Origin of the sequence: Erythrobacter sp. KY5 (genome assembly GCF_003264115.1) — a bacterium.
Lineage (GTDB): Bacteria > Pseudomonadota > Alphaproteobacteria > Sphingomonadales > Sphingomonadaceae > Erythrobacter.
Map to the genome: position 1 here is coordinate 423,796 of NZ_CP021912.1, position 22,128 is coordinate 445,923.

Below are 22,128 nucleotides of genomic sequence, written 5' to 3' on the forward strand. Positions count from 1 at the left end.
AGTGACCGAGCGCCGCGAACCACTTGAGCGTATTGCCGATGCGCTGGAGCGGTTGGCACCGCCGGTACAATCGCCCGTCGATTGGCTCGGATCGCCGGCCTATGTCTGGACCGGCAACGTCGCAAAGCCGGTAGCCCGTATCGAAACAATAGAATTTGAGACTTTGCGGGGTATCGATGAGCAGAAGATAGCTGTCTCGACTAACCTGGAGCGGCTCGCGAAGGGTGCTGCTGCGCATGACATGCTTCTTTGGGGTGCTCGCGGTATGGGGAAGTCGGGGCTGATCCGGGCTGCAAGCGCACGGCTTATCGAAAAGCATCCGGGGCGGTTCGCACTCGTTCAGGTCGTGTCAGATGGGCTCAGCTCGATTGCGGATCTAATCGACATCCTTTCTAAACAGGACCGGGCGTATTTGTTGTTCCTTGACGACCTTGGGTTTGCGCACGGCCAGCCGCACGAAAATCTGGCGCTGCGCAGCTTGCTGGACGGGACTATCGTTGCCCGACCCTCCAATATCCGCCTTGCCGTCACATCGAACCGACGAGCCATTGTTCAGCGAGGTCACGAAGAAGCCGCCGCACTGCACGAACGCGATGAGCGCGATGATGCCTTGGCACTCGCGGACCGCTTTGGTCTTACGCTCGGCTTTCATCCCTGCGATCAGGGCACATATCTCGAGATCGTCCACGCCTATACCGATCCGCTCGATCTCTCTTTCGACGAAGAAGAAGCGCTTGCATGGGCGATCGCTCGCGGCAACAGATCAGGCCGGATTGCTTATCAATTTGCGAACGAGGTTGCAGGCAGATCCGGCAAGGCGCTTTAGCGAACCTCCTGCCCGGCCTGCTGGCGCAGATAGTCTTCCTCGAAAGTCGCCCGCGGATCGACCAGCTCTCCTTGCGGCCTTAACGGAGCTCCGGTGCGACGCGCGATCCCTGCGCCCGGCTGCGCGCCCGGTGCATATGTGCGCCAGATTATTCCGGCCGTATCGTCAGAAACCAGAAGCGAACCGTCGCCCGCCCATTCGACCCATGTCGGGCGACCTTTTGTCGTGCCGTCCTCGTTCAGAAAGCCGGTGAGCACGGGAACTGGCTTGCCTTGCGGCTTGCCGAACTCGTCGAACGCCACATAGACAACGTCATAACCCGAGGGCGGTTTGCGGTTCCACGACCCATGGCGGGCAACGAAAGCGCCGCTCGCCATCGCCTCACCCATCCTGTGACCTTCAGCGGTGAAAACAAGGCCGAGCGCTGCCACATGAGGGCCCAGTGCGAATTCGGGATTGCGAGAATACTCCAGCAGGAAACGCGGCATCGGCGCTTCGACACGGCGGTCGATATTCTCGCGATAATAAACCCAGGGCCAGCCATACTGTGCCCCGAGCGGGACGTTTGTGAGATAATCCGGCACGAGATCCGAGCCGAGCATGTCGCGCTCATTCACAGTGGTCCAGAGCTCGCCCGACCAAGGACTGAAATCCAGCCCGTTGGGATTGCGAAGCCCGGCTGCGAAGGGGCGAGCCGTCTCATTCTCAAGGTTGTATTCCCAGATCGCGGCGCGCCCTTCCTCGACCTCCATGCCGGACTCGCCGATATTGCTGACCGAACCGACCGCGATGTAAAGCCGGTCGCCGTCGGGATGGATCTCCATATTGCGCATCCAATGACCGCCACCTGCGGGCAAATCCATGAGCTTGCGCGGGGTGCCCGTCACCGCTTCACTTCCAAGCTCGTAGTCCCAGGCCAGCACCGCGTCGTGATTGGCGACGAACAGCGTGCCGTCATGCCAGCTCATGCCTGAGGGGGAATCCAGCCCTTCGCTCAAGATCGTGACCTGGGTTTCAGCTACTCCATCACCGTCCGCGTCGCGCAGCAATACGATCTGGTTGGGCGACTCGCCTGCCGCGCCCGCTTCTGAAAACAAATAGCTCGCAACCCACCCGCGGATGGTGGCCATGATACCGCCCTCGCCCTCTTGATCGCTCTTTGGCGACCGGGTGAGCGTGACGAGAACATCCCCATTGGGAAGCGCGTAAAGCACGCGCGGATGTTCGAGGCCCTCGGCAAATCGGCCCACGGTCAACCCATCGGCAGCCACGGGCAACTGCCCGTCTTCCCAGCCCACGGGTTTCGCGATCTGTACTGTAGGAAAGCTTTCAGCCTCAGGCGCCTGTAGCGTAGGATCGGTACCTGCGACGGCATCGACCGACAGATCAGCCGTATCTCCCCGCGACAGGAAGTAAAAACCGACGCCCAGTATCGCGACAAAGACGACGACAGCGATTGCGAGTTTGCGTAGAATTCCCATGTAGGCGAAATAGGTCGGAGCCTCGCTGCCGACAACCCGATAGTTCTGCGCCTCCATTTCCCCGGGCTTGGCGCACTTCAGGAAGAACCATGTTCGATTTCAAACCCGATCCATCGCTCGATATCGCTGAACGCTATCGCCAACTCGTTGACGCGGCCGATGCCCTGACCTCGGACGAGCCCGATGCTGTTGCTAATATGGCGAATGCGGCGGCGCTGATCTGGGAGTTTGTGGGCGACCTCAACTGGGCAGGCTTCTATCGCGTGGGCGAGAGCAAGTCTGGGGGTGAAGAGCTGATCCTCGGTCCATTTGTCGGACGTCCTGCCTGTATTCGCATACCTATCGGGCGCGGCGTTTGCGGCGCTGCTGCTGAAATGGCTGCAACCCAGCTCGTCGAAGATGTCCATGCCTTTCCCGGCCACATTGCCTGCGATGCCGCCAGCCGCTCTGAGGTGGTGGTCCCGGTGGTGCGTGACGGCAAGGTCATCGCAGTGATCGATCTCGACAGCCCTTCCCCCGCGCGATTCAGCGAGGAAGATGCGACTGGGTTGGAAAAGCTCGCCGAATTGCTCGCCGATCGGATTTAGGCGTTATTCTCGCTCACGAGATCGCCCCGAATCGAGACAATGCTGCCGGTTCACTTGGTTAGCCAATGGTAAACCCTCTACTAATCACGCGTCGTGCGCCGCGCCACCGCGAGTCGCACGCCCAGTTTTCGGGGGTTTAGTTATGACAATCAAAGCGTTCTCAGGTCTGGCACTAGCTGGCGTTGCGATGGCAGGGTTCGCGCTGCCTGTGACTGCGCAGGCTCAGATTGCAGAGCCGGCACCGATGAGCGTTGCCGAGGTCGACGCACTGCCTGCCGAATATCGAACCGCGCCTACCATCACCGATCTTACCGAAACGACCGTTGATGCGGATGGCATTGAGACGATCACCCGAACGAGACGGATCGAGAGTACAGCGCCTTATTCAACAGAATACGAGCAGTACCGTGCGGATGATCGGTATGCCTATCGCGCGATCCCTGCTTCTGGTAACTCCTACGGATACGCCCCTCCAGCGAGCGTTTTTGAGCGTGATCAGTGGATCGCCGAATGTGAGCGGCGCACGAACGGACGCGATGATCGGGAAAAGGGCGGAATCATCGGCGGACTTCTGGGTGCGATTGCTGGCGGGATCATAGGGAACCGCGTCGCTGACGCAGACAGGCTCGCCGGCACCCTCATAGGCGCGGGCGCAGGCGGCATTGGAGGCGTTTTGTTGGGAAGCCTGATTGGTGGCGGACGCAACGATCGGGGTGACTACGATTGTGAAGCCGCTCTCGACAGCTACCTTTCCCAGCACGGCAACATCGGACCTCGCTACGCCTATCGGACGATTCCCGCTCCTGCGCCAGCCTATCCCGCTTATGCGCCGCCAGCGCCATATGGATACGGATATGGGTATGCGCCAGCGTATCAATACAGCTACGCGCCACCACAGCAGATCGTCTATGTTCCGGTCCGGTACGAGCAGCAGCAACGCGTGATCGTGCGTGAGACGGTGCGCGAAGAAGTCATTCCTGGCGCAGCGCGAACAATCCCGGCTCCCGCCCCGCAACCTCGTCCGGTCCCACGGCCCAACCCTCCGCGCTACATCAAGGGCAACTGAAGACGCTGACTATTCCGGCTTTACTGCCGCGATAACGGGGCCGGTATCGGGCGCCTTGTCGTTTCTGTCCTGGGGAATGAGGTTCACTGTTCCGTAGCGAACTACATCTTCGTCGCGGTTCAGCGTAAATTGCGAGCGACCGTCATTCAGGTTCACTTCGCGCCTCACGCCGAGAGTCCTCGCAGTGTCTTCGCCCACCCGCAGGCGGTACTGGCCGTAAGGCACTCGCTGAAACAGGAAGAATCCGTCGAACTCGCTGATCGCCTGTCCGATGACCGCGCCGCGATTGTCGACAAGCTCCAGTCGGACGCCCGGCTGCTCGACCCCAGACGAACTGCGAATGGTCCCTTCGACCTCACCCGTGGGTGAGACTGCGAGCTCGATCTGGGCGACCACTCCGGGGCGCGGCGTCAGGACTATGCCCTTCTCGGACGGTGCCAGGAACGGGTCTTCCAGCGACGAGGTGTCGATGCCCACCAGAACCGGACGGAAAGGTCGCAAGTCGTCGACGATCGCTCGGCCGTTTTCGCCAGTGATCGCATCCGTACTGCGCAGACCCGCTTCAACCATCACATCGGGCAGAACGTCCTCTCCCGGATCCCGGCGCGCATTGCCGTTATCGTCTCTGAACACCGTTACAGCCGCCTGACCGCTACGGGCCAATTTGCTGCCTGTGACACGCACACCGCCCGTCACAGGATCGGGTCCCAAACTGAATGCGAGTTGGACGGACGCTCCCATTCCGCCGCGCGACGTGACGAAGGCGTCGCCTCTGAGCGAAAACTCGTCGAAACTGTGGGTGTAGCCGCCCGTAAGGCGGAACTCGTCGACCCGCGTGGTATAATCGATCTGGCCCTGCAGGTCGGCATCTTCCCCGATGTCCATGTCCGCGCGCACGGTCACGCTCTCAAGCCCCTGTTCGCGCCCGCCGGTGAGGAACGTCGCGTTACCGCGCAGGCGGAAGTCCTTGAACCGCGCGTTGGCAAGCAACCTTACCCGTGTCTCGTTCTGAGCGGGCGTAAGGTCGCCCTGAGTGCGCTGCTGGTGGCTTAGTTGCGCCGATACGGCGAAGCGCCCCGCAGTGACCGAAGTCGTCATTAGGAATTCGTTAACCTCTGACCCGTCTTTTAGCGCCGAGTGACTGACCTCCGCCTGTACGGGGAAGACGATCTTGCCCAGTGCCAGTGAGGTCGAGAAATTGAAGCCGCCCCGATAATCGAGTTCGCCCTCGGTAAATTCGCTGGTGAAGTCCCCAAACGCCACCAACGCGTTCGCTCCGAAATTGAAATTGCTCCCAATTCGCCCAAGCGCATTGGTTTCGAGGGCGGAACCCGCCCCGAATTCGTGCGCAGCAGCAAGCTCAAGCTGCATAGCGCCAAAAGTGCGCGCGACAGCGCCCTCCGCAAATCTGCGGCGTGCGCCATCGACGAACAGGCTCTGAATGCCGAGGGCGGCGCTGGTTCTCTCGTCAAGGCCTCTTTCGACCCCCATTCCCCAGCGCCAGGCTTGAGGGCCGTCACGAATGCCCGTTCCCAGATCGATGAGATCCCGGTTGGTCTGCAAGATTCCGGCCCAGTAATAGGTTTCGCCGGGCTCGATCTGGTTGAAACCTACCGGAACCGAAGTCCGATCGCGCCTAATCTGCCCCTGAGGGCCGTACAGCACGACCTCAAGGTCGTTTCGGCCAAAGAACAGCTCAACCTCGATGAACTCGTAGCGGCCATCACCGCGATCGTCCTGAAATGCGATCAGCTGTCCATTGCGGTATAGCTCCGCGTCCCATCCCGCTGGCAAAGTTCCGCGCAAGGTGGTGGCAGAGAAGCGGGAAACCTGACCCAAAGGACGGTTGCTGATGAATGCACCCCGCCCGACAGCGGTTTGACCGGTCAGTCGACCTGGAATCGTCTCAACATCGCCCGCAGCGACCTGCGTAGCGCCAAGCGGGCCCAGGAGCCCACCTTCAGGATCGTTTCGATATGCGCGGACGCGAACAGCCTGTGGATTTAGCTGATCGTCGGTTGCCACGCGGGCAAAGTAGCTCGCTCCCAGCGCTTCGCCGGCGGCGTAGAATTCAACCCGGCCCTCGACCCCATTGCGGCCGCCCTCGCCTGCTCGGAGTCCAGCCTGTGCGACCACATCGACCGAGGGTGTTCTCCAGGGCCGATATTCCATTTTAGCGTTGGGATATTGCGACAGATCGAAAGTCGCAGGTCGCGCACGAAGTCGCGCGGCGCGACTTCTTCGCTTGATAGCCTGCATGAATGGCAGTTCTTCGTCTGTCTCAAGTCTGACAATCGCATTGAAAAGGTCTGGACGAAATTCGATCCCAAACCATCGGGACAACGCGCCTGTATCGACGCACCAGCCCTCAGGTGTGTCATAGATGTCGGAAGAGACCGGAGCGGATCCCGTGTTCACGTTTTGTACCGTGCCGGATTCTCTGTCGAGGGTGAATGTCTGGTTCTCCGCGAACAGCCAGCCAGTTGCGCGGCGCGACTCCTTGTCGATCCGGATAGGGAGATCGAGCGACTGAATGACATCTGCGAGATCCAGGCACACGCCGCGGTCGGTTTGATAGCCGCGAACGTCGTAATTCAGCCTGTAGTTTTTGACGACGAGCTGGAGGAAGAGGAAGTCGTCATCGGTCGCCTGCCAACCTGCGGCTGCAGCGGCGGATGGGGAAGAACCAGCCTGTTCTTGGGCCGATATGGGCGCTGCATGCGAAAACGCACCAAGCGCCACCGCGAATGTCGCGGCGGCGCTCAGGGTTCTTTGGCGCAGCGAAAACATGACTAGCTCTTCAGGCTCGTTCGCGGAGCCCTAGCCTATGAAGCTGTCAATGGCGGCAATCAGTCCGCCGCCAGCATTCGGCATTTCGCGGTATTCGATGCGCAACTGACCGCGAAAGTTTGCTGCCTGTTCGGGTGTCAAGCGCACACGGACTTCGCGCTCGTTCACCTCGGGATAAACGGCAAGTCCGCGCAAGTCGAGGAGCGGCTCCTCCATCCCCGGCTTGACTATCTGCAGGACGCCATAGGTCGAGCTTTTTCCAGCACGGTTGATCATGAGCGTCAATTCGGGTCCGTCTGGGCCGTCAGTGATCGTCGGCTGAGACAGTGCAACCTGTGCCTCGACCCGGCCATGCCGCACGATGATGGGAATGGTCACGCCGTAGATGGGAATGAGTTGGATCGAGACACCATCGCTCGGCTGCGCTTCGTCAGTCACCGCCTGAGTGCGCGGGATTGCTTTGAAGGACATGTGCACGCGGTATTCGCCATCGGGCAGATCGGCCCCTGGACGAGCCGCGAGGCGCACGGCCTGCGGCTGACCCGGCGGAAGCGTGATTCTACGAGGGGCATATCGGATCATGCCCAGCGCAGCCTCTTCGGCCGAATTCGCGTCAGTTTTCTCCACTGGCTCAAGACGGCCATTGTCGAGCATCCGCCGCAGTTCGAGGCCGATGCGGTATGTCGCCTCTTCGGTTCCGATGTTGCTCAGAATGACTTCGGTGCCGCGCGAACCATCAAGAATGACGCGCGTCGGTGCGACAAGAAGGTCGCCCTGCGCCTGGCTTGGCGAAGCGACTGCAATCGTCGATAGCGCAATGGCCGCCGCGCCGCATTTTGCCAATTTCCGAAGTGTTTTGAATGACATCTATGATTGACTCCCTGATGCGGGGACCAGCGCACTAAGCTCGAGGACCCGCGTACTTTCACGCATTGTGGTAACTGATTAGGGTTAAGAAGGCTTAAACCGGACCTAACTCGGCCCCCCGCAAAAGCAGCAGAGCCGCGCTCTCCGAGGGGAGAACGCGGCTCGAACTGTTTTCACTCTCTGCGCTCAAAAGCGCAGCGTGTGAGGCTTACGAGTATTCGACCGAGACGGTGAACGTACCCGAGAATACGCCGGCTGCTTCGCTGCCGTCGAGGTTGATGGTGCCACCAACATCAAAGGTCGCATCACCGGTGCCGTTGAGGGCGACTTCGGGGCCATTTGCACCATTCTCACTCGACGTAAATCCGTTGAGCTCAATGGTGTGCTCTGCAGCGGTTGCGAGCGTGTGATCAGGGTGACGCAGCTCAACACCTGCGGTCGGCAGGTTGATGGTGACGGACTTGTTCGCCGTACCTTCAACCGAGAAGCCCGCAACGCTGGTGGTGCCCGAACAGACGATGTCGGCTGCGGTGCAATCCACCGAACCGTCACTTTCGATCGTGACTGTGCCGGCGCCGGTCACAACCATGGTTCCAAAGTCGAGCGCGGCGTCGTTGTTGAGAATGAGTGCATCAAGCACTTCTGCGGTGGCGTCTGCGGTCGCGGTGTCTGCGTGGGCCGCGGTCCCCATGCCCAGAGCAGCGAACATGGCAATGCCAGCTGCGCCGAAACGAATGGTCTTGGTCATTTTTGGTCCTTCCAAGCGTGGTCTATTCCCGATGCACGCATGTCAGATGAGCAACGCGAATCGCCTCACCCGAATCATGCCTGCCGAACGGGTTGGTCGTCCCGCTCGCACCACCTAAGTAGGATTACCCAGTTCCCCTTTCCTTTTCGGAAAAGGTTAATGGGTGGGCAAGAATTGACGAAGAGCAGCCAGAAACCCTCGGTTTTCCGGGATTTCTGGCAGACTTACCAGTTGGAAAAAGGGATTAAATATCGCCGCCCGTAAGGCGCTGACAAAGCATGTCCAGCTGATCAAGCGAACCATACCGAATCGAAATCGCGCCGGATTTCGGGTCAGAATCCGCCTTGATCCGCACACTTAGCCCGAGAAACTCCTCGAGATGACGCTGGACGGCAACGATGTCGGCATTCTCATGGACGGTGGGCGGACTCGCACTGGCTGCACCAAGCTTAACACCCTTGGCGACATTGCGAACAAGCTTCTCAATCTCGCGCACCGACAGATTGTCATTGACCGCCTTGTTGGCGAGGCCGGCCGCGTCGTCCTGGCCGATAAGGGCACGCGCATGACCCATGGAGAGGCGGCCATTCTCGACCAGGTCCAGCACGACCTCTGGCAAACTCAGGAGCCGTTGGAGGTTCGCAACATGGCTGCGCGATTTCTCGACCATTTTGGCGATTTCCGCCTGAGTCATGCCCTCATCTTCGCTAAGCCGCTGATAAGCGCGCGCTTCTTCAACCGGATTGAGGTCTTCGCGCTGCAGGTTTTCGATCAGAGCAAGCGCCATTACCTCACGCTCGGACAAATCCCTTACAAGCGCCGGTATCTCGTGCAGTCGAGCCTTCTGCGCAGCACGCCAGCGTCTCTCGCCGGCAACAAGCTGGTATCGTCCTGCACCTTTGGGACGCACGATGATCGGCTGAATGACGCCCCGGGTGGAGATAGATGCGGCCAGCTCGTCGAGTGCTGCCTCATCGAAATGTTTGCGCGGATTGCCCGGCAGAGGCTCAATTCTTGCGATCGGCAGCATCTTCAACGGCGAGTCTGCGGTTCCTTCATCCGCTCCGCCCCGCGTTGCTGCTATCTCCGCATCGCTTCGGACCAGCGGTTCTTCCCGCTTGGTTTCACCCATTAGCGCCCCCAAGCCCTTGCCGAGTTTCTTCTTGCGGTCGGCGGGGCTGCGTTGCGGCACCGAAAAACGGATTGGATCTGTTGACTTGCTCATGCAGCCTTCCTTTCAGGAGGGAAACGCCCGATCAATTCGCGTGCGAGCGCAATATATGCGCGGCTGCCGGCACAGGAATGGTCGTAGACGAGCGCGGGAAGACCGTGGCTTGGTGCCTCGGATAGTCGCACGTTTCGCGGAATTACCGTTTCGAACACCAATCGACCAAGGCAATCGCGCACATCTTCTGAAACCTGGTCGGTCAGGCGGTTACGTCGGTCGTACATGGTGAGAACCACGCCGATGATATCGAGCGACGGATTGAAGCGTTGTTGAACTTGCTCCACGGTCTTGAGAAGCTGACTCAGCCCCTCAAGCGCAAAGAATTCGCACTGTAGCGGGACCATCAACGTGTCGGCAGCGCACAGGGCATTTAGGGTCAAAAGACCGAGCGAAGGCGGGCAATCGATGAAGCAAACATCGTGACCGCCATGATTGTGAAGCGCGGCACGCAGCTTCGCAGTGCGCTCTTCGACTGAGACCAACTCGACTTCCGCGCCGCTCAGGTCGACCGTCGCGGGAACGAGATCGAGACCCGGTATGCTGGTGGGCACTATGGCTTCCACGAGTGGCACCTCGTCCACCAAGAGATCATAGCTCGAAACATCCCGAGCATCCGCGCCCACGCCCAGTCCGGTTGATGCATTGCCTTGGGGATCGAGATCGATCAGCAAGGTGCGCCACCCCGTCGCTGCCATTGCCGTTGCCATGTTAATGGCGGTCGTGGTTTTACCCACCCCGCCCTTCTGGTTTGCAATCGCGATAGTTAGCATAGAGCGCTTCCCAATCTGCCCGTCTTGTCGGGCGGTTTCGTCACAATCAGCCGTTTCGGAGCTCATTTGCTCACGATGATGCCAGCCTCATCGTCGGTCAATGAGTGTTTCACGTGAAACATCTTCCGAATCGCGGGTTTGGCTTGAGACAATTCGTGCTCCGCAGACCGCCCCTTGGGCAAGAGGTAGCGGGTCTGCTTTGTGGAGAAGGGTGCGGATAACGCGATGAGTTTCTCCAGCGGCGCAAAAGCGCGTGCCGAAATGACCCAACTTCTGAATGGACTGACACGCTCCAGACGTTGTCCCTCGATCTTGCAGTTTTTGAGACCCAGGTTCGTGACGCAAGCGTTGAGAAATTCAACTCGCCGGGCTCGCGACTCTACAAGAACCACTTCGATTCCCGGACACAGGATCGCGATAACCATTCCGGGCAGGCCAGGACCTGTTCCGAGATCAAGCCATGGTCCGGGCGCTCCTTGAGCGTATGTTTCACGTGGAACATGCTCCAGCAGTTGAGCACTGTCCGCAATGTGTCGTTCCCAGAGTTGTGACTCACTCGGCTTGCTGACAAGATTTTGTCTTTGATTTTCAGCGACTAACAGTTCCGCATATTGCCGAAGTTGTTGGACAGCTTGCTCGCTGGCCCAGCTTTCAGCATAGGCGCGCGCATCTGCCTCACCCGCAATCCGCCGACGCTCGCTCACGCCGCGCGTTGCCAGCGACGAGCGTGAACCAGAAGTGCTGACAGCGCTGCGGGGGTTATTCCAGGCACCCTACCCGCGGCGGCCAGAGTGGTCGGTGCGGCAGAAGACAGGCGTTCGACCATCTCGTTCGAGAGTCCGGGGACCTCGCCATAGGGAAAATCGCATGCCAGCGGCAGTTCTTCGCTTGCACGCAGATCACGCAATTCAGCCTCCTGCCGTGCAAGATATGGGGCGTAGGCCGCGTCTTCTGCCATTTCCTCGAGGATTTGCCGATCCACATCGGAGATCTCGGATAGCCATGGACGAAGCGTATCGATCGTTACCCCATCATGGCGCAACCATTCCTCGATAGACTTCTCACCTCCATCGCGCCGCACATTTACCCCAGCATCCGCAAGTTCGCGGGCATGAAGTCGCCGGGAGAATGCAACGCTCACGGCTTGTCTCGACGAGAAACGCTGCGAAAACCAGTCTGCACGCTCATCGCCGATGCAGCCTGATTCGATGCCGAGCGGCGTCAAACGCGTGGTCGCATTGTTTGCACGCAAACGCAGCCGATATTCTGCCCGCGATGTAAGCATGCGATAAGGCTCGCTCACACCTTGCAGTGTGAGGTCATCGATCATCACCGCGATATATGAGTTTGCACGATCTAGCGCTGGCGCCTTGGTGCCAAGAACAGCAGCCGCTGCCGCAAGCCCCGCCACCAATCCCTGAGCCGCTGCCTCCTCGTAGCCGGTCGTCCCGTTGATCTGCCCTGCACAGTAAAGGCCGGGAATTGCCCTCACTTGCAGATCAGGCGTCAATGCGCGCGGATCGATATGATCATACTCAACCGCGTAGCCGGGTACTGCCATTTCCACTGTTTCCAAGCCGGGCATCGCGCGAAGCATTGCCTTTTGCACGTCCACAGGAAGCGACGTGCTGATCCCATTCGGATAAACGAGATGCGTCGTCAGCCCTTCCGGCTCGAGAAAGACCTGATGACCGTCGCGGTCGCCAAATCGGTGAATCTTGTCCTCGATCGATGGGCAGTATCGCGGCCCGGCTGCATCGATGGCGCCGGAGAACAGCGGCGATCGGTCCAGGTTTTTGCGGATTACATCATGCGCCGCCTGCGTTGTGCGGGTGATAGCGCAGAAAACCTGAGGGTTATCACGCGCTTTTGTGAGCGGCGACATTGTCCAGCCTTCACTATCTGAAGGCTGCTCTTCAAGTCGCGACCAATCAATGGTTCGCCCATCCAACCGCGGCGGCGTGCCGGTCTTGAGCCTCGCAATCGGCAACGCGGCGGAGCGAAGCTGCTCAGCCAGTCGAGTTGCGGCATTCTCCCCTATTCGCCCACCCTCAAAACGTTCCTCACCGCGAAACAAAATTCCGCCGAGAAAGGTGCCCGTACAAAGAATGACACGCGGCGCCTCAAGCACGGTGCCATCGGCCAGTTCGAGACCGGCTACGACACCACCTTTCAAGGACAGAGCGGCCACCTCGCCTTCGATCAGAGTCAAATTCAGTTGCTTGCGGACGACTTGCTGGACCGCCGCCTTGAACAGCACCCTGTCTGCCTGAACACGCGGTCCCCAGACCGCGCTTCCCTTCGAACGATTGAGCATCCGGTAATGGATGGCTCCCGCATCGGCTGCCACGCCGATAACGCCGTCCAGAGCGTCCACTTCACGAACGAGGTGACCCTTGCCAAGGCCACCAATTGCCGGATTGCAGCTCATCGCGCCAACCGCTTCGAGATCAAAGCTGACGAGCCCGGTGCGTGCACCCATACGCGAAGAAGCACAGGCTGCTTCGACACCGGCATGTCCGCCGCCGATCACAAGGACATCGAATTCTCGCATGAGGGCCAGATAGGACCTCTCCATCCGATCGTCAAAGATGTTTCACGTGAAACATCGCGGCTTACTTACCGATGCAGAACCGGCCGAACAGGGCATCGAGCATGTCCTCAGTCGTTACCCGTCCGATCAGTCTGTCAAAGGCGACACGAACACGGCGCAGCTCCTCTCCGATAAGCAGCAAGTCAGATTGCGATTTAGCGGACTCGAGCGCATCGAAAGCTTCAGAAAGTCGAGAGTGCTGGCGAGAATTGAGCGCCGCCTCACCAGGGCGCGGCATGGCAGAGCGAGCCGTCCTGACTAAATCGTGCTTGAGTTCCTTGATACCCTGTCCGGACACAGCCGAACAACGATGGCGCGCGGAGCCTTTACGCACACGATCCTCAACATCGCTGCGAGCATCAATTTCCCAGGCACTGTCTGGCCCCTGCCCCTCAGGGCCTAGCCACAAGACGAGGTCAGCCTTGGCAAGCTCAGCACGCGCGCGCTCGATGCCGAGAACCTCGATTTCTTCGCCGCTGTCGTCGCGAAGTCCCGCAGTATCGACGAAAGTAAACGGAACGCCTCCTATGGCGACACTGCGCTCGATCACATCACGTGTAGTGCCGGCAATGGGAGATGTGATTGCCGCCTCGCTTTCAATTAACGTATTGAATAACGTTGATTTCCCCGCGTTCGGCGGCCCTGCCAAGACGACGCGAAATCCATCCTTCAGCTTGTCCGAGCGAGGCCTCTCCAGCCAGTCACTAATCGACTGGGACAATTCTCCAATGTTCCACGTGAAACCTTCCGGCAGCTCCGACACATCATCTTCATCCGAGAAGTCGAGCACAGCTTCAACCTGTGCAGACAAGCGCAGGACATGCTCACGCCAGTCATCGACTTTGGAGGACAGAGCCCCGCTCACATTTGCCACCGCCGATGATCGTTGAAGTTCGGTCTCGGCTTCAAGCAGGTCAGCGAGACCCTCAGCCTCCGCGAGGTCGATGCGGCCGTTGGCGAAGGCGCGCCTTGTGAACTCGCCCTCTTCAGCAGGGCGAAGCCCATCAACCGCCTCCAGAGCCGCACAAACAGCGCGAAGAACCGCTCGTCCGCCATGGCAATGCAACTCGGCGAGATCTTCACCCGTCGCTGTCGCTGGACCTTTGAACCACAGTACAAGTGCCTGATCGAGGACAGCACCGCTTGCATTGCGCAGGATGGCAAGGCTCGCCTTACGAGGCGTAAAGCTGCGCCCAGCGAGCGCTCGCAGCGCATCGCCAGCCAATGGGCCGCTGATCCGGATCACGCCGATAGCAGCGGGTGGCAATCCGCTGGATACCGCGAATATTGTCGAATTATCGCTGCTCATCACATTACAGCGCCTGACTTATCGGCAAATCAGTCTCCGGCGCTGTCTCGTGACTTCTTCCCTCCGCCGCCGGCAGCACGCATTCCACCTTCGACGAAGCTCTGAAACATCTTGAGCCCCACCTGCCCCATCGGAGCCAGCGCCTGGGCGTATTCCTGCATCTGGGCAGGGTTGCTCACCCCTTGCATCGCTTTCTTGATGTTGTCGACGTAGATCGAGTTGGCCTCACTCACGTCGGGGAGACCCATGAAGCTGCGAGCTTCGTCGGGTGTGCAATCGATCTCGATATTGACCTTCATGGGCTTGTCCTCTCATCCAGCGACACGCTTTCGACCCTGAGGCTTATTCAGCAGATATTTGGGTTTGGCCAGTCCCTGCACAAAAGCTAGGCCTTGATCGGGGCGGAAAACATCATGATTCGAGAGGACAATCCAGCAATGTCAGACACAGCCTCGGTTTTAACGCTAGACGGCGACCACAACTTTAACGCCTACATCGCAAGGCCTCAAACCGCTCCGAAGGCAGCCATTGTCGTCATCCAAGAGATTTTCGGCGTCAACGCCGGCATCCGGCAGAAATGCGACAAGCTGGCCGAAGACGGCTATCTCGCAATCGCTCCGGACCTCTTTTGGCGCCTCAAGCCCGGCATCGAGCTGGATCCCGATGTCGAGGCCGAGTTTCAGGAAGCCCTCGATCATATGAACAATTTCGATCAGGATCAGGGGGTTAAGGACATTCAGGCGACCATAAATCACGTGCGGCGAACAGATGACGTGTCCAAGGTAGGCTGCGTCGGATACTGCCTGGGCGGTCGGCTTGCATTCATGACCTCAGCGAGAACCGACGTGGACGCCTCCGTTGGATATTACGGTGTGGGGATCGATGGCTTGCTTGGCGAGAAGAATGCCATCGCAGCGCCCCTTATGCTTCATATCCCGACCGAAGACGGCTTCGTTGATAAGGATACGCAAGCTGCAATGCACGAAGGGCTGGACGACCACCCCAAGGCCATTCTGCATGACTATGAGGGCCTCGATCACGGTTTTGCAACCGAGATCGGCAAGCGGCGCAATGAAGCGGCAGCAAATCTCGCTGACAGTCGAACAGCCGCGTTCTTCGCGAAGCATCTCACATGAGGAGCGCCGTGAAGGGCCTGGCGAACTGGCACTCTGTCATTGCCAAGGGGAGCTCACCCGAAGATCTCGCCGCCATCATTCATGAGGACGCCGTTTTCCACTCTCCCGTGGTGCACACACCGCAGAAAGGGCGAACGATCGTTGTCGCTTATCTTGCCGCGGCCGGACAGACGCTTGGCAATGAAAGCTTTCGATACCTGCGCGAGGTCACCGATGGCGATACCGCCGTGCTCGAATTCGCATGCGAAATGGAGGGTATTGAGGTCAATGGCATCGACATAATCACCTTCGATCATGAAGGAATGATAGTCGATTTCAAGGTGATGGTGAGGCCCCTCAAGGCTGTAAACAAGGTCTGGGAGATGATGGGACGTCAGCTGGAAAAAGCAAAGGCGGGCTGATCCGCCCGGATCGCCCGCCCTCGCCCAGTTCCAGAGTGACCGCCGATTACTGATTCATAGTATCGAAGAAATCTTCGTTGGTCTTGGAATCCTTCATCTTGTCGAGAAGGAATTCCATCGCATCGACAGTGCCCATCTGCATGAGGATGCGGCGCAGCACCCACATCTTCGACAGTTTATCCTTCTCCACCAGCAGCTCTTCCTTGCGAGTGCCGGACTTGCCTACGTCGAGAGCAGGGAAGATGCGCTTGTCGGATACCTTGCGGTCGAGAACGATTTCCGAGTTACCGGTGCCCTTGAATTCTTCGAAGATAACTTCGTCCATGCGGCTGCCGGTATCGATCAGTGCGGTCGCAATAATCGAGAGCGACCCGCCTTCTTCGATGTTACGCGCAGCGCCGAAGAAACGCTTGGGTCGCTGGAGAGCGTTGGCGTCAACACCGCCGGTCAACACCTTCCCGGAGCTGGGAACGACGGTGTTGTAAGCCCGGCCCAAGCGAGTGATCGAATCGAGCAGGATCACCACGTCATGCTTGTGCTCGACCAGACGCTTTGCCTTTTCGATAACCATTTCAGCGACTTGCACGTGTCGATTAGCGGGCTCGTCAAAGGTTGAGGAGATAACCTCGCCCTTCACGCTGCGTTGCATGTCCGTGACTTCTTCCGGACGCTCGTCAACCAACAGGACCAGGAGAAACACCTCGGGATGGTTATCAGTGATTGCCTTGGCGATGTTCTGGAGCAGAACCGTTTTACCCGTACGCGGCGGCGCTACGATCAGCGCACGCTGGCCCTTGCCCTGAGGCGAGATGATGTCGATCACACGGGCGCTCTTGTCCTTCACAGTCGGATCAACAGTGTCGAGATTGAGCTTCTGGTCAGGATAAAGCGGGGTCAGGTTGTCGAAATTCGTGCGCATGCGAACAGCGGCAGGGTCTTCGAAGTTGACCTTTGCGAGGCTCGTCAACGCGAAATAGCGCTCGCCCTCCCTTGGGGCACGGATCTCGCCTTCAACTGTGTCGCCGGTGCGCAGGCCCCATTTGCGGATCTGGTTGGGCGAAACGTAGATATCGTCAGGACCAGCCAGATAATTGGCCTCGGGCGAACGAAGGAAACCAAAGCCATCCTGAAGCACCTCAATGGTGCCGATGCCCATGATCTTGTCTTCGTATTCTTCGTCCTCAGCAAGCTCGCGCAAGATGCTGAACAACAGGTCCTGCCGGCGCATGGTCGAAGCGCCTTCGACGCCGAGTTCCTCCGCCATCGCCACCAGATCGGCCGGTGTGCGTGCTTTCAAGTCTTTGAGATGCATTGATTTTTTATTCCGTCATATAGGGGTGGCCGGCGGGTCGAAGCCTCTTTGGACGAGGCCCCCTCAAACCTGAATTGAGCAAGTTGTTTCATCTCTCGCGTCCAACGGTGAGGGTAAGGGCTTGGTGAAAGCAGACCTGGCAGCGCTTTGGATGCGCAGCCGATACCGGTGGTAGGCGGATTTAAAATAAGATTCGCGCGAGCTCAGGTCAATCTTTCAATTGACCCATCGCCCCGTTCTCAGCGTGGCCACCTCAGTCAGAACGGTCGAACGTATACGAGAACAACGATCAGAACGAGCAACAGACCTGGAATCTCTCCGACCATGCGGAGGCGTTTCTCGCTCAAGGGACGCTCTCCCCGAGCCATCTTCTTCGTCTGGGAAACAAGCCAACCGTGATAGCCCGATAACACCAGAACGAGGGTTATCTTGGCATGCAGCCACCCGTTCTGGCCCAGCGTTCCGGACGCGATGAAGAGGCCATACATGAGATAGAGGCCCAGCAGCCAGACAACGATGAGACTTGGGGTCAGGATCACCTTTCGCAGCAATCCCATCCGGTGCGCCCACTTGGCCTCGCCTTCGGAACCGGGCTTGGTGTCGAGGATGTAAATGCACTGGCGCGGCAACATGAAGAGCCCGGCAAGCCAGAAAACCATGAAAATGACGTGGCCAGCCTTCACCCAGGGATAAATCGTCGGGAAGATATCCATGCCTTGACCCCCTAGCCGCCGCGAACGGCAGCGAGGAGCTGCTCGACATGTTCGATTGGCGTGAACTGGCCGATGCCATGCCCAAGATTGAAGACATGCGGGCGGTCCTCGAAAGCTTCAAGGATCATGCGCGCACGAACTGCCATTGCCGGACCACCCGCCTCGATCAGTAGTGGGTCGAAATTCCCCTGAACCGGCATGCCTTCGGGCAAAACTTTGTGCGCCCAGACCGGATCAAGCGTCTCGTCGAGACCCACCGCGTCAATACCCGTTTCGTGCGCATATGCGGGCAGTTTGGCACCCGCACCCTTCGGAAAGCCGATGACCGGCGTGTCCGGGTGGGATGATTTGAGCGCTGCGGTGATCTTCGCGTTAGGAGCAACGACCCAGCGCTCGAACTCATCGGGCGCAAGGCTTCCCGCCCAACTGTCGAACAATTGCACTGCTTCGGCGCCAGCGTCGATCTGCCCACGCAGATATTCGATTGTGACCTCGGAGATCCGGTCGCAGATTTCCTGCATCAGAGCAGGATCGCGATAGGCAAGAAGACGGGCAGGCCCCTGATCCTTCGATCCTTCGCCCGCAATCATGTAGGTCGCCACCGTCCACGGCGATCCTGCAAAGCCAAGCATCGTGACGGTGTCGGCGATCAGAGCGCGCGTCTTGCGAACCGTTTCATAAACCGGATCGAACCGTTCGAATTGCGGCTCGAACGAAACCATCGTGGTTTCCAGAAGCGTGGGGCTGAGCTTGGGGCCTTCACCGGCGAGGAACTCAAGTCCCTGGCCCATCGCATGAGGAACAATCAGAATATCCGAAAACAGGATTGCACCATCGAAGCCGAAGCGCCTGATCGGTTGTACCGTGATCTCTGCCGCCGCCTCGCTGTCATAGACGAGCTCAAGAAATCCGCCCTTCTCGGCACGAAGTTCGCGATATTCCGGCAGATAGCGACCCGCCTGACGCATGAGCCAGACAGGGGCGATCTTCTGGCGGTTACCCTTCAGGGTGTCGAGCAAAGGTCCAGGCATGCGTTCCTCTAAACAAATAAATAGTAATTATAAAAGGGTTGAAGGAGTCTGTTGGCCCTGTGGAAACCGGGAATTACCGGGCCCTGCCTGATTTCTCCCGCGCTGAGAAGCACCTTGTGTGTTTGGCGACTCCGCAGGCACCGTGAGTCAAGCTGGAACTATCCCCGCTGTCCGCAGCCTGTCGACATAACCTTTCCCGTGTCGAGAAGTCGTACGGCGAAATAGCGGATTGCGGGTATGTTTTCCTCTCCCATGCTTGTCGACACCTCTCTCCCTTAGTTTATGCCCCCCACTTTCCACAGGTCGCAATCGAGGCTAGCGAATCATTCGATGAACCGCCTGAACCTGCACCTTGTATCGGATTCGACCGGCGAAACGCTGGAGATGATTGCCAAGGCGGCGCTCGCGCAATTCGACGATCCGGAGGTGAGCAGACATTTCTGGCCGATGGTGCGTTCGCGCCAGCATCTCGACAGAATAGTGCCGGATCTCGCAGCCAATCCGGGCCTTGTGCTCTTTACGCTCGTCAATCCTGAAACCCGTTCGCGTCTTGAAGAGCATTGTCGGCACCTTGGTCTTCCCGCGGTTCCCGTACTCGATCAGGTTACCGCTGCCCTCGAAGCGCAACTGGGTCAGGAAGCGCATGGCAGACCAGGCCGCCAGCATATGATGGACGCCGACTACTTCAAACGCGTCGACGCCATTCAGTACACGATCGCCCATGACGATGGCGTGGGGTATGAAGACTGGGAAGATGCTGACATCGTGCTTGCCGGGGTGTCGCGCAGTTCGAAGACGCCAACCAGCATTTACCTCGCCAATCGCGGCTACAAGGTCGCAAACATTCCGCTGGTGGTGGAAAGCCCCCCGCCCAAGACCCTGTTCGGCCTGCGCCATCCCTTGGTCGTTGGCCTGACAACCGCGCCCGAGCGCCTTGTCCAGATCCGCCGCAATCGGCTCTTGTCGCTGAACGAGGGGACCGAGACATCCTATGTCGACAGCGAGAAGGTGAAATCCGAACTTCAGTTTGCGCGCCGGATGTTTGCCGATAATGGCTGGCCTGTGATCGATGTAACGCGCCGCTCGATTGAAGAAAGTGCAGCTGCGATCATCCGTCTCGTTCAAGAGCGCGAACGCAAGGATCGACAGGTTGACGGGGTCTCAAAGCCGATATGAAGCCGCCTGAGCTTGTTCTCGCATCGAAATCAGCTTCACGCCGCGCCATGCTTGATGCGGCGGGCGTGCCATATCGCGCCGTGCCTGCCGAACTGGACGAGCGCGCTATCGAAGCCGGTCTTCTGGATGCCTCAGCGCCAGAAATTGCCGAAGCGTTGAGCGTTGCCAAGGCGGCAGCACTCGCACCGGACTTCCCCGATGCGATCGTTCTTGGCAGCGATTCCCTCGTCGTGGTCGATGGCGAACGTTTCGACAAACCAACCTCGCGTGAAAACGCTGCGGAGCATCTGCGCTTTTTCTCCGGCAAGGTGCTGGAGTTGCACAGCGCCGCAGCGCTAGTGCGGAAAGCTACCTGCGAATGGAGCTACGCCGATTGTGCGCGCCTTGCCGTGCGCGACCTTTCCGATGATTTTATCGAGCATTATCTAAGGCAGGAATGGCCCGAAGTGGGCTACACGGTGGGCTGCTTCAGGATCGAGGCAATGGGCGTGCAGTTATTTGAATCGATCGAGGGCGATCAATTCACCGTCCTTGGAATGCCATTGCTCGCCGTTCTCGAGGCGCTGCGCGAACACGGCGTGTTGATGTCGTGACTGCACCGCCTCCCTTGGCGCAGGTGATTGGAGATCCGATCGCGCAGTCAAAATCGCCGCTCATTCACCGTTTTTGGCTGGAGAAACTCGGGCTTCCCGGCGATTATACCGCAGAACATGTCACAGCCGATGGCGTTGCCGAGTATCTTGAAGCCTCTCGTACGCAACCAGGCTGGGCTGGCTGCAACGTCACTATGCCGCACAAACAGTCGATCATCCCTTTGCTGGACGCGCTCGATCCGGTTGCCGAGAAACTGGGGGCGGTGAACACGGTCGTGCGGAGCGAGAACGGCTCTCTTACGGGCTACAACACCGATGCGGGCGGGTTTCTCGAACCTCTCAGCGAGGAGCTTGCGAACAATCACCTGTTTCGCATGGCAAGGATCATCGGGACCGGCGGCGCGGCACGGGCAATCATCGCAAACCTGGCAGATCAGGGCTTCACGCTTGTCGTAGCTGGTCGGGATCCGGCCAAAGCGCGGCGATTGCTCGATGAGCTGGCACCGCACGGCGAGCATCACGCGATAGATATATCGCACTTTTCAGACCCGACCGACTTTGCGTTCGATGACCGCGAAGGCTGCATGGATCTGATCGTCAACGCTTCGCCACTCGGCATGACGGGCAATGCGCCTCTACCGTTCGACCTTACACACGCGCCGCCGCGGTCGATTGTCTACGACATTGTGACCAGTCCGGTGGAAACCCCGCTGTTGAAGAATGCGAGGCGGGCAGGATTTCGTACGATCGGCGGTCTTTCGATGCTGATCGGTCAGGCCGATATCGCATTTGAAAAATTCTACGGCGAAAGACCTCCACGAGATTGTGATCCAGCCCTGATGGAATTGTTGTCGCAATGACACGGCCGGTTATCATCGGGCTCACCGGTTCAATCGGTATGGGCAAAACGACGGTTGCCGCCATGTTCGAGAAAGCGGGCGTTCCGGTTTTCGATGCAGATGCGGCGGTGCGCGCGATGCAGGGTCCTGATGGCGAACTCCTACCTGCGATTGAGTCGGCTTTCCCGGGTTCGACCGGCCCTGATGGCGTAGACCGGGACGCGCTCGGCAAGATTGTGTTTGGCGACAAGGAAAAGCTCGCAAAGCTGGAAGCGATCGTTCATCCAGCGGTCGGGCGTAAACGCGCGGCCTTTCTTGACGAAAACGCACAGGCGCCGATTATCCTGTTCGACATACCGCTCCTGTTCGAAGGCGGAGGCAACAAGGCGGTTGATGTGGTCGTCGTAGTGTCCGCTCCCGCCCAGGTGCAGCGCGAGCGTGTCCTCGCGCGGCCTGGCATGACGGAAGAAAAGTTTGAACATATTCTGGGACTTCAGACGCCAGATGCAGAAAAGCGAGCCGGGGCCGACCATATCATCGACACAGGCACCTCGCTTGAGGAAACAAAAGCGCAGGTACAGGCAATCGTCGAACAGCTGCGTTCCGCTATGGCCGATAACGGTTGAAGCGCACCCTCCCCTATTGCCTTGCCGCTCGCATGG

The 22,128-nt window shown here is 58.9% G+C and carries 22 protein-coding genes; 9 read left to right on the forward strand and 13 right to left on the reverse strand.

The window, feature by feature from the left end; all coding sequences use genetic code 11:
• The first annotated feature begins 1 nt into the window (after nt 1).
• Nucleotides 2-826 carry a DUF815 domain-containing protein gene (locus CD351_RS02010; protein ID WP_111991068.1) on the forward strand — a complete coding sequence of 275 codons (825 nt, stop codon included), beginning with the start codon at nt 2-4 and terminating at the stop codon, nt 824-826.
• Here CD351_RS02010 and CD351_RS02015 read toward each other — a convergent pair.
• A complete protein-coding gene (locus tag CD351_RS02015; RefSeq protein ID WP_174214288.1) occupies nt 823-2,307 on the reverse strand; it encodes a sorbosone dehydrogenase family protein in 1,485 nt (494 codons plus the stop codon). The genes CD351_RS02010 and CD351_RS02015 overlap by 4 nt on opposite strands.
• A gap of 89 nt (nt 2,308-2,396) precedes the next feature.
• Here CD351_RS02015 and CD351_RS02020 point away from each other — a divergent pair, with 89 nt between their 5' ends.
• Together CD351_RS02020 and CD351_RS02025 are read left to right on the forward strand one after the other, a co-directional pair.
• A complete protein-coding gene (locus tag CD351_RS02020) occupies nt 2,397-2,894 on the forward strand; it encodes a GAF domain-containing protein (RefSeq protein ID WP_111991070.1) in 498 nt (165 codons plus the stop codon).
• Nucleotides 2,895-3,036: 142 nt separating this feature from the next.
• The gene (locus CD351_RS02025; protein WP_111991071.1) at nt 3,037-3,960 is read left to right on the forward strand and encodes a hypothetical protein; all 924 of its coding nucleotides are present in this window, start codon (nt 3,037-3,039) and stop codon (nt 3,958-3,960) included.
• Between the two features lie 9 nt (nt 3,961-3,969).
• Here CD351_RS02025 and CD351_RS02030 read toward each other — a convergent pair whose 3' ends face one another.
• From CD351_RS02030 to CD351_RS02070, 9 genes are all read right to left on the reverse strand, one after another.
• A complete protein-coding gene (locus CD351_RS02030; protein WP_111991072.1) occupies nt 3,970-6,750 on the reverse strand; it encodes a carboxypeptidase-like regulatory domain-containing protein in 2,781 nt (926 codons plus the stop codon).
• 30 nt (nt 6,751-6,780) lie between these two features.
• Entirely contained in the window at nt 6,781-7,617 is an 837-nt protein-coding gene (locus CD351_RS02035; protein ID WP_111991073.1) for a molecular chaperone, read from the reverse strand.
• 208 nt (nt 7,618-7,825) lie between these two features.
• Nucleotides 7,826-8,365: a DUF4402 domain-containing protein gene (locus tag CD351_RS02040; protein ID WP_111991074.1), complete on the reverse strand. Its 540-nt coding sequence runs from the start codon at nt 8,363-8,365 to the stop codon at nt 7,826-7,828.
• A 244-nt stretch (nt 8,366-8,609) separates the two neighbouring features.
• A complete protein-coding gene (locus CD351_RS02045; protein WP_111991075.1) occupies nt 8,610-9,590 on the reverse strand; it encodes a ParB/RepB/Spo0J family partition protein in 981 nt (326 codons plus the stop codon).
• Entirely contained in the window at nt 9,587-10,363 is a 777-nt protein-coding gene (locus tag CD351_RS02050; protein WP_111993544.1) for a ParA family protein, read from the reverse strand. Before CD351_RS02050 ends, CD351_RS02045 begins: the two co-directional genes overlap by 4 nt.
• Nucleotides 10,364-10,425: 62 nt before the next feature.
• Nucleotides 10,426-11,067 carry a 16S rRNA (guanine(527)-N(7))-methyltransferase RsmG gene (gene rsmG, locus CD351_RS02055; protein ID WP_111991076.1) on the reverse strand — a complete coding sequence of 214 codons (642 nt, stop codon included), beginning with the start codon at nt 11,065-11,067 and terminating at the stop codon, nt 10,426-10,428.
• Nucleotides 11,064-12,917 (reverse strand): tRNA uridine-5-carboxymethylaminomethyl(34) synthesis enzyme MnmG, encoded by a 1,854-nt coding sequence (gene mnmG, locus CD351_RS02060; protein WP_111991077.1) that lies wholly within the window; start codon nt 12,915-12,917, stop codon nt 11,064-11,066. Before mnmG ends, rsmG begins: the two co-directional genes overlap by 4 nt.
• Before the next feature lie 61 nt (nt 12,918-12,978).
• Nucleotides 12,979-14,265: a tRNA uridine-5-carboxymethylaminomethyl(34) synthesis GTPase MnmE gene (gene mnmE, locus CD351_RS02065; RefSeq protein ID WP_111991078.1), complete on the reverse strand. Its 1,287-nt coding sequence runs from the start codon at nt 14,263-14,265 to the stop codon at nt 12,979-12,981.
• A 29-nt stretch (nt 14,266-14,294) separates the two neighbouring features.
• Complete coding sequence (locus CD351_RS02070) at nt 14,295-14,564, reverse strand: DUF6489 family protein (RefSeq protein ID WP_111991079.1); 270 nt, start codon at nt 14,562-14,564, stop codon at nt 14,295-14,297.
• A 138-nt stretch (nt 14,565-14,702) separates the two neighbouring features.
• On the opposite strand from CD351_RS02070, the gene CD351_RS02075 reads away from it, so the two are divergent.
• Both CD351_RS02075 and CD351_RS02080 read left to right on the forward strand, forming a co-directional pair.
• The gene (locus tag CD351_RS02075; RefSeq protein WP_111993545.1) at nt 14,703-15,401 is read left to right on the forward strand and encodes a dienelactone hydrolase family protein; all 699 of its coding nucleotides are present in this window, start codon (nt 14,703-14,705) and stop codon (nt 15,399-15,401) included.
• The gene (locus CD351_RS02080; protein WP_111991080.1) at nt 15,398-15,802 is read left to right on the forward strand and encodes a nuclear transport factor 2 family protein; all 405 of its coding nucleotides are present in this window, start codon (nt 15,398-15,400) and stop codon (nt 15,800-15,802) included. Before CD351_RS02075 ends, CD351_RS02080 begins: the two co-directional genes overlap by 4 nt.
• Before the next feature lie 46 nt (nt 15,803-15,848).
• Here the strand turns inward: CD351_RS02080 and rho are convergent, their stop codons facing one another.
• The 3 genes from rho to hemE form a co-directional block, all read right to left on the reverse strand.
• On the reverse strand, nt 15,849-17,114 hold the full coding sequence (rho, locus tag CD351_RS02085) for a transcription termination factor Rho (protein ID WP_111991081.1): 1,266 nt from the start codon (nt 17,112-17,114) through the stop codon (nt 15,849-15,851).
• 257 nt (nt 17,115-17,371) lie between these two features.
• Complete coding sequence (locus CD351_RS02090; protein ID WP_111991082.1) at nt 17,372-17,827, reverse strand: CopD family protein; 456 nt, start codon at nt 17,825-17,827, stop codon at nt 17,372-17,374.
• A gap of 11 nt (nt 17,828-17,838) precedes the next feature.
• Nucleotides 17,839-18,858: a uroporphyrinogen decarboxylase gene (gene hemE, locus CD351_RS02095; protein ID WP_111991083.1), complete on the reverse strand. Its 1,020-nt coding sequence runs from the start codon at nt 18,856-18,858 to the stop codon at nt 17,839-17,841.
• A 330-nt stretch (nt 18,859-19,188) separates the two neighbouring features.
• Between hemE and CD351_RS02100 the strand changes: the two genes are divergently transcribed.
• Genes CD351_RS02100 through coaE form a run of 4 tightly spaced genes read left to right on the forward strand, consistent with a single transcriptional unit; the run spans nt 19,189 to nt 22,092 of the window.
• On the forward strand, nt 19,189-20,034 hold the full coding sequence (locus CD351_RS02100; RefSeq protein WP_111991084.1) for a pyruvate, water dikinase regulatory protein: 846 nt from the start codon (nt 19,189-19,191) through the stop codon (nt 20,032-20,034).
• Nucleotides 20,031-20,627, forward strand: coding sequence for a nucleoside triphosphate pyrophosphatase (locus CD351_RS02105; protein ID WP_111991085.1), 597 nt, complete (start codon nt 20,031-20,033; stop codon nt 20,625-20,627). Before CD351_RS02100 ends, CD351_RS02105 begins: the two co-directional genes overlap by 4 nt.
• Entirely contained in the window at nt 20,624-21,487 is an 864-nt protein-coding gene (gene aroE, locus CD351_RS02110) for a shikimate dehydrogenase (RefSeq protein ID WP_111991086.1), read from the forward strand. The genes CD351_RS02105 and aroE overlap by 4 nt, the downstream gene beginning before the upstream one ends.
• The gene (coaE, locus tag CD351_RS02115; RefSeq protein WP_111991087.1) at nt 21,484-22,092 is read left to right on the forward strand and encodes a dephospho-CoA kinase; all 609 of its coding nucleotides are present in this window, start codon (nt 21,484-21,486) and stop codon (nt 22,090-22,092) included. Before aroE ends, coaE begins: the two co-directional genes overlap by 4 nt.
• The last annotated feature ends 36 nt before the right edge of the window (nt 22,093-22,128 follow it).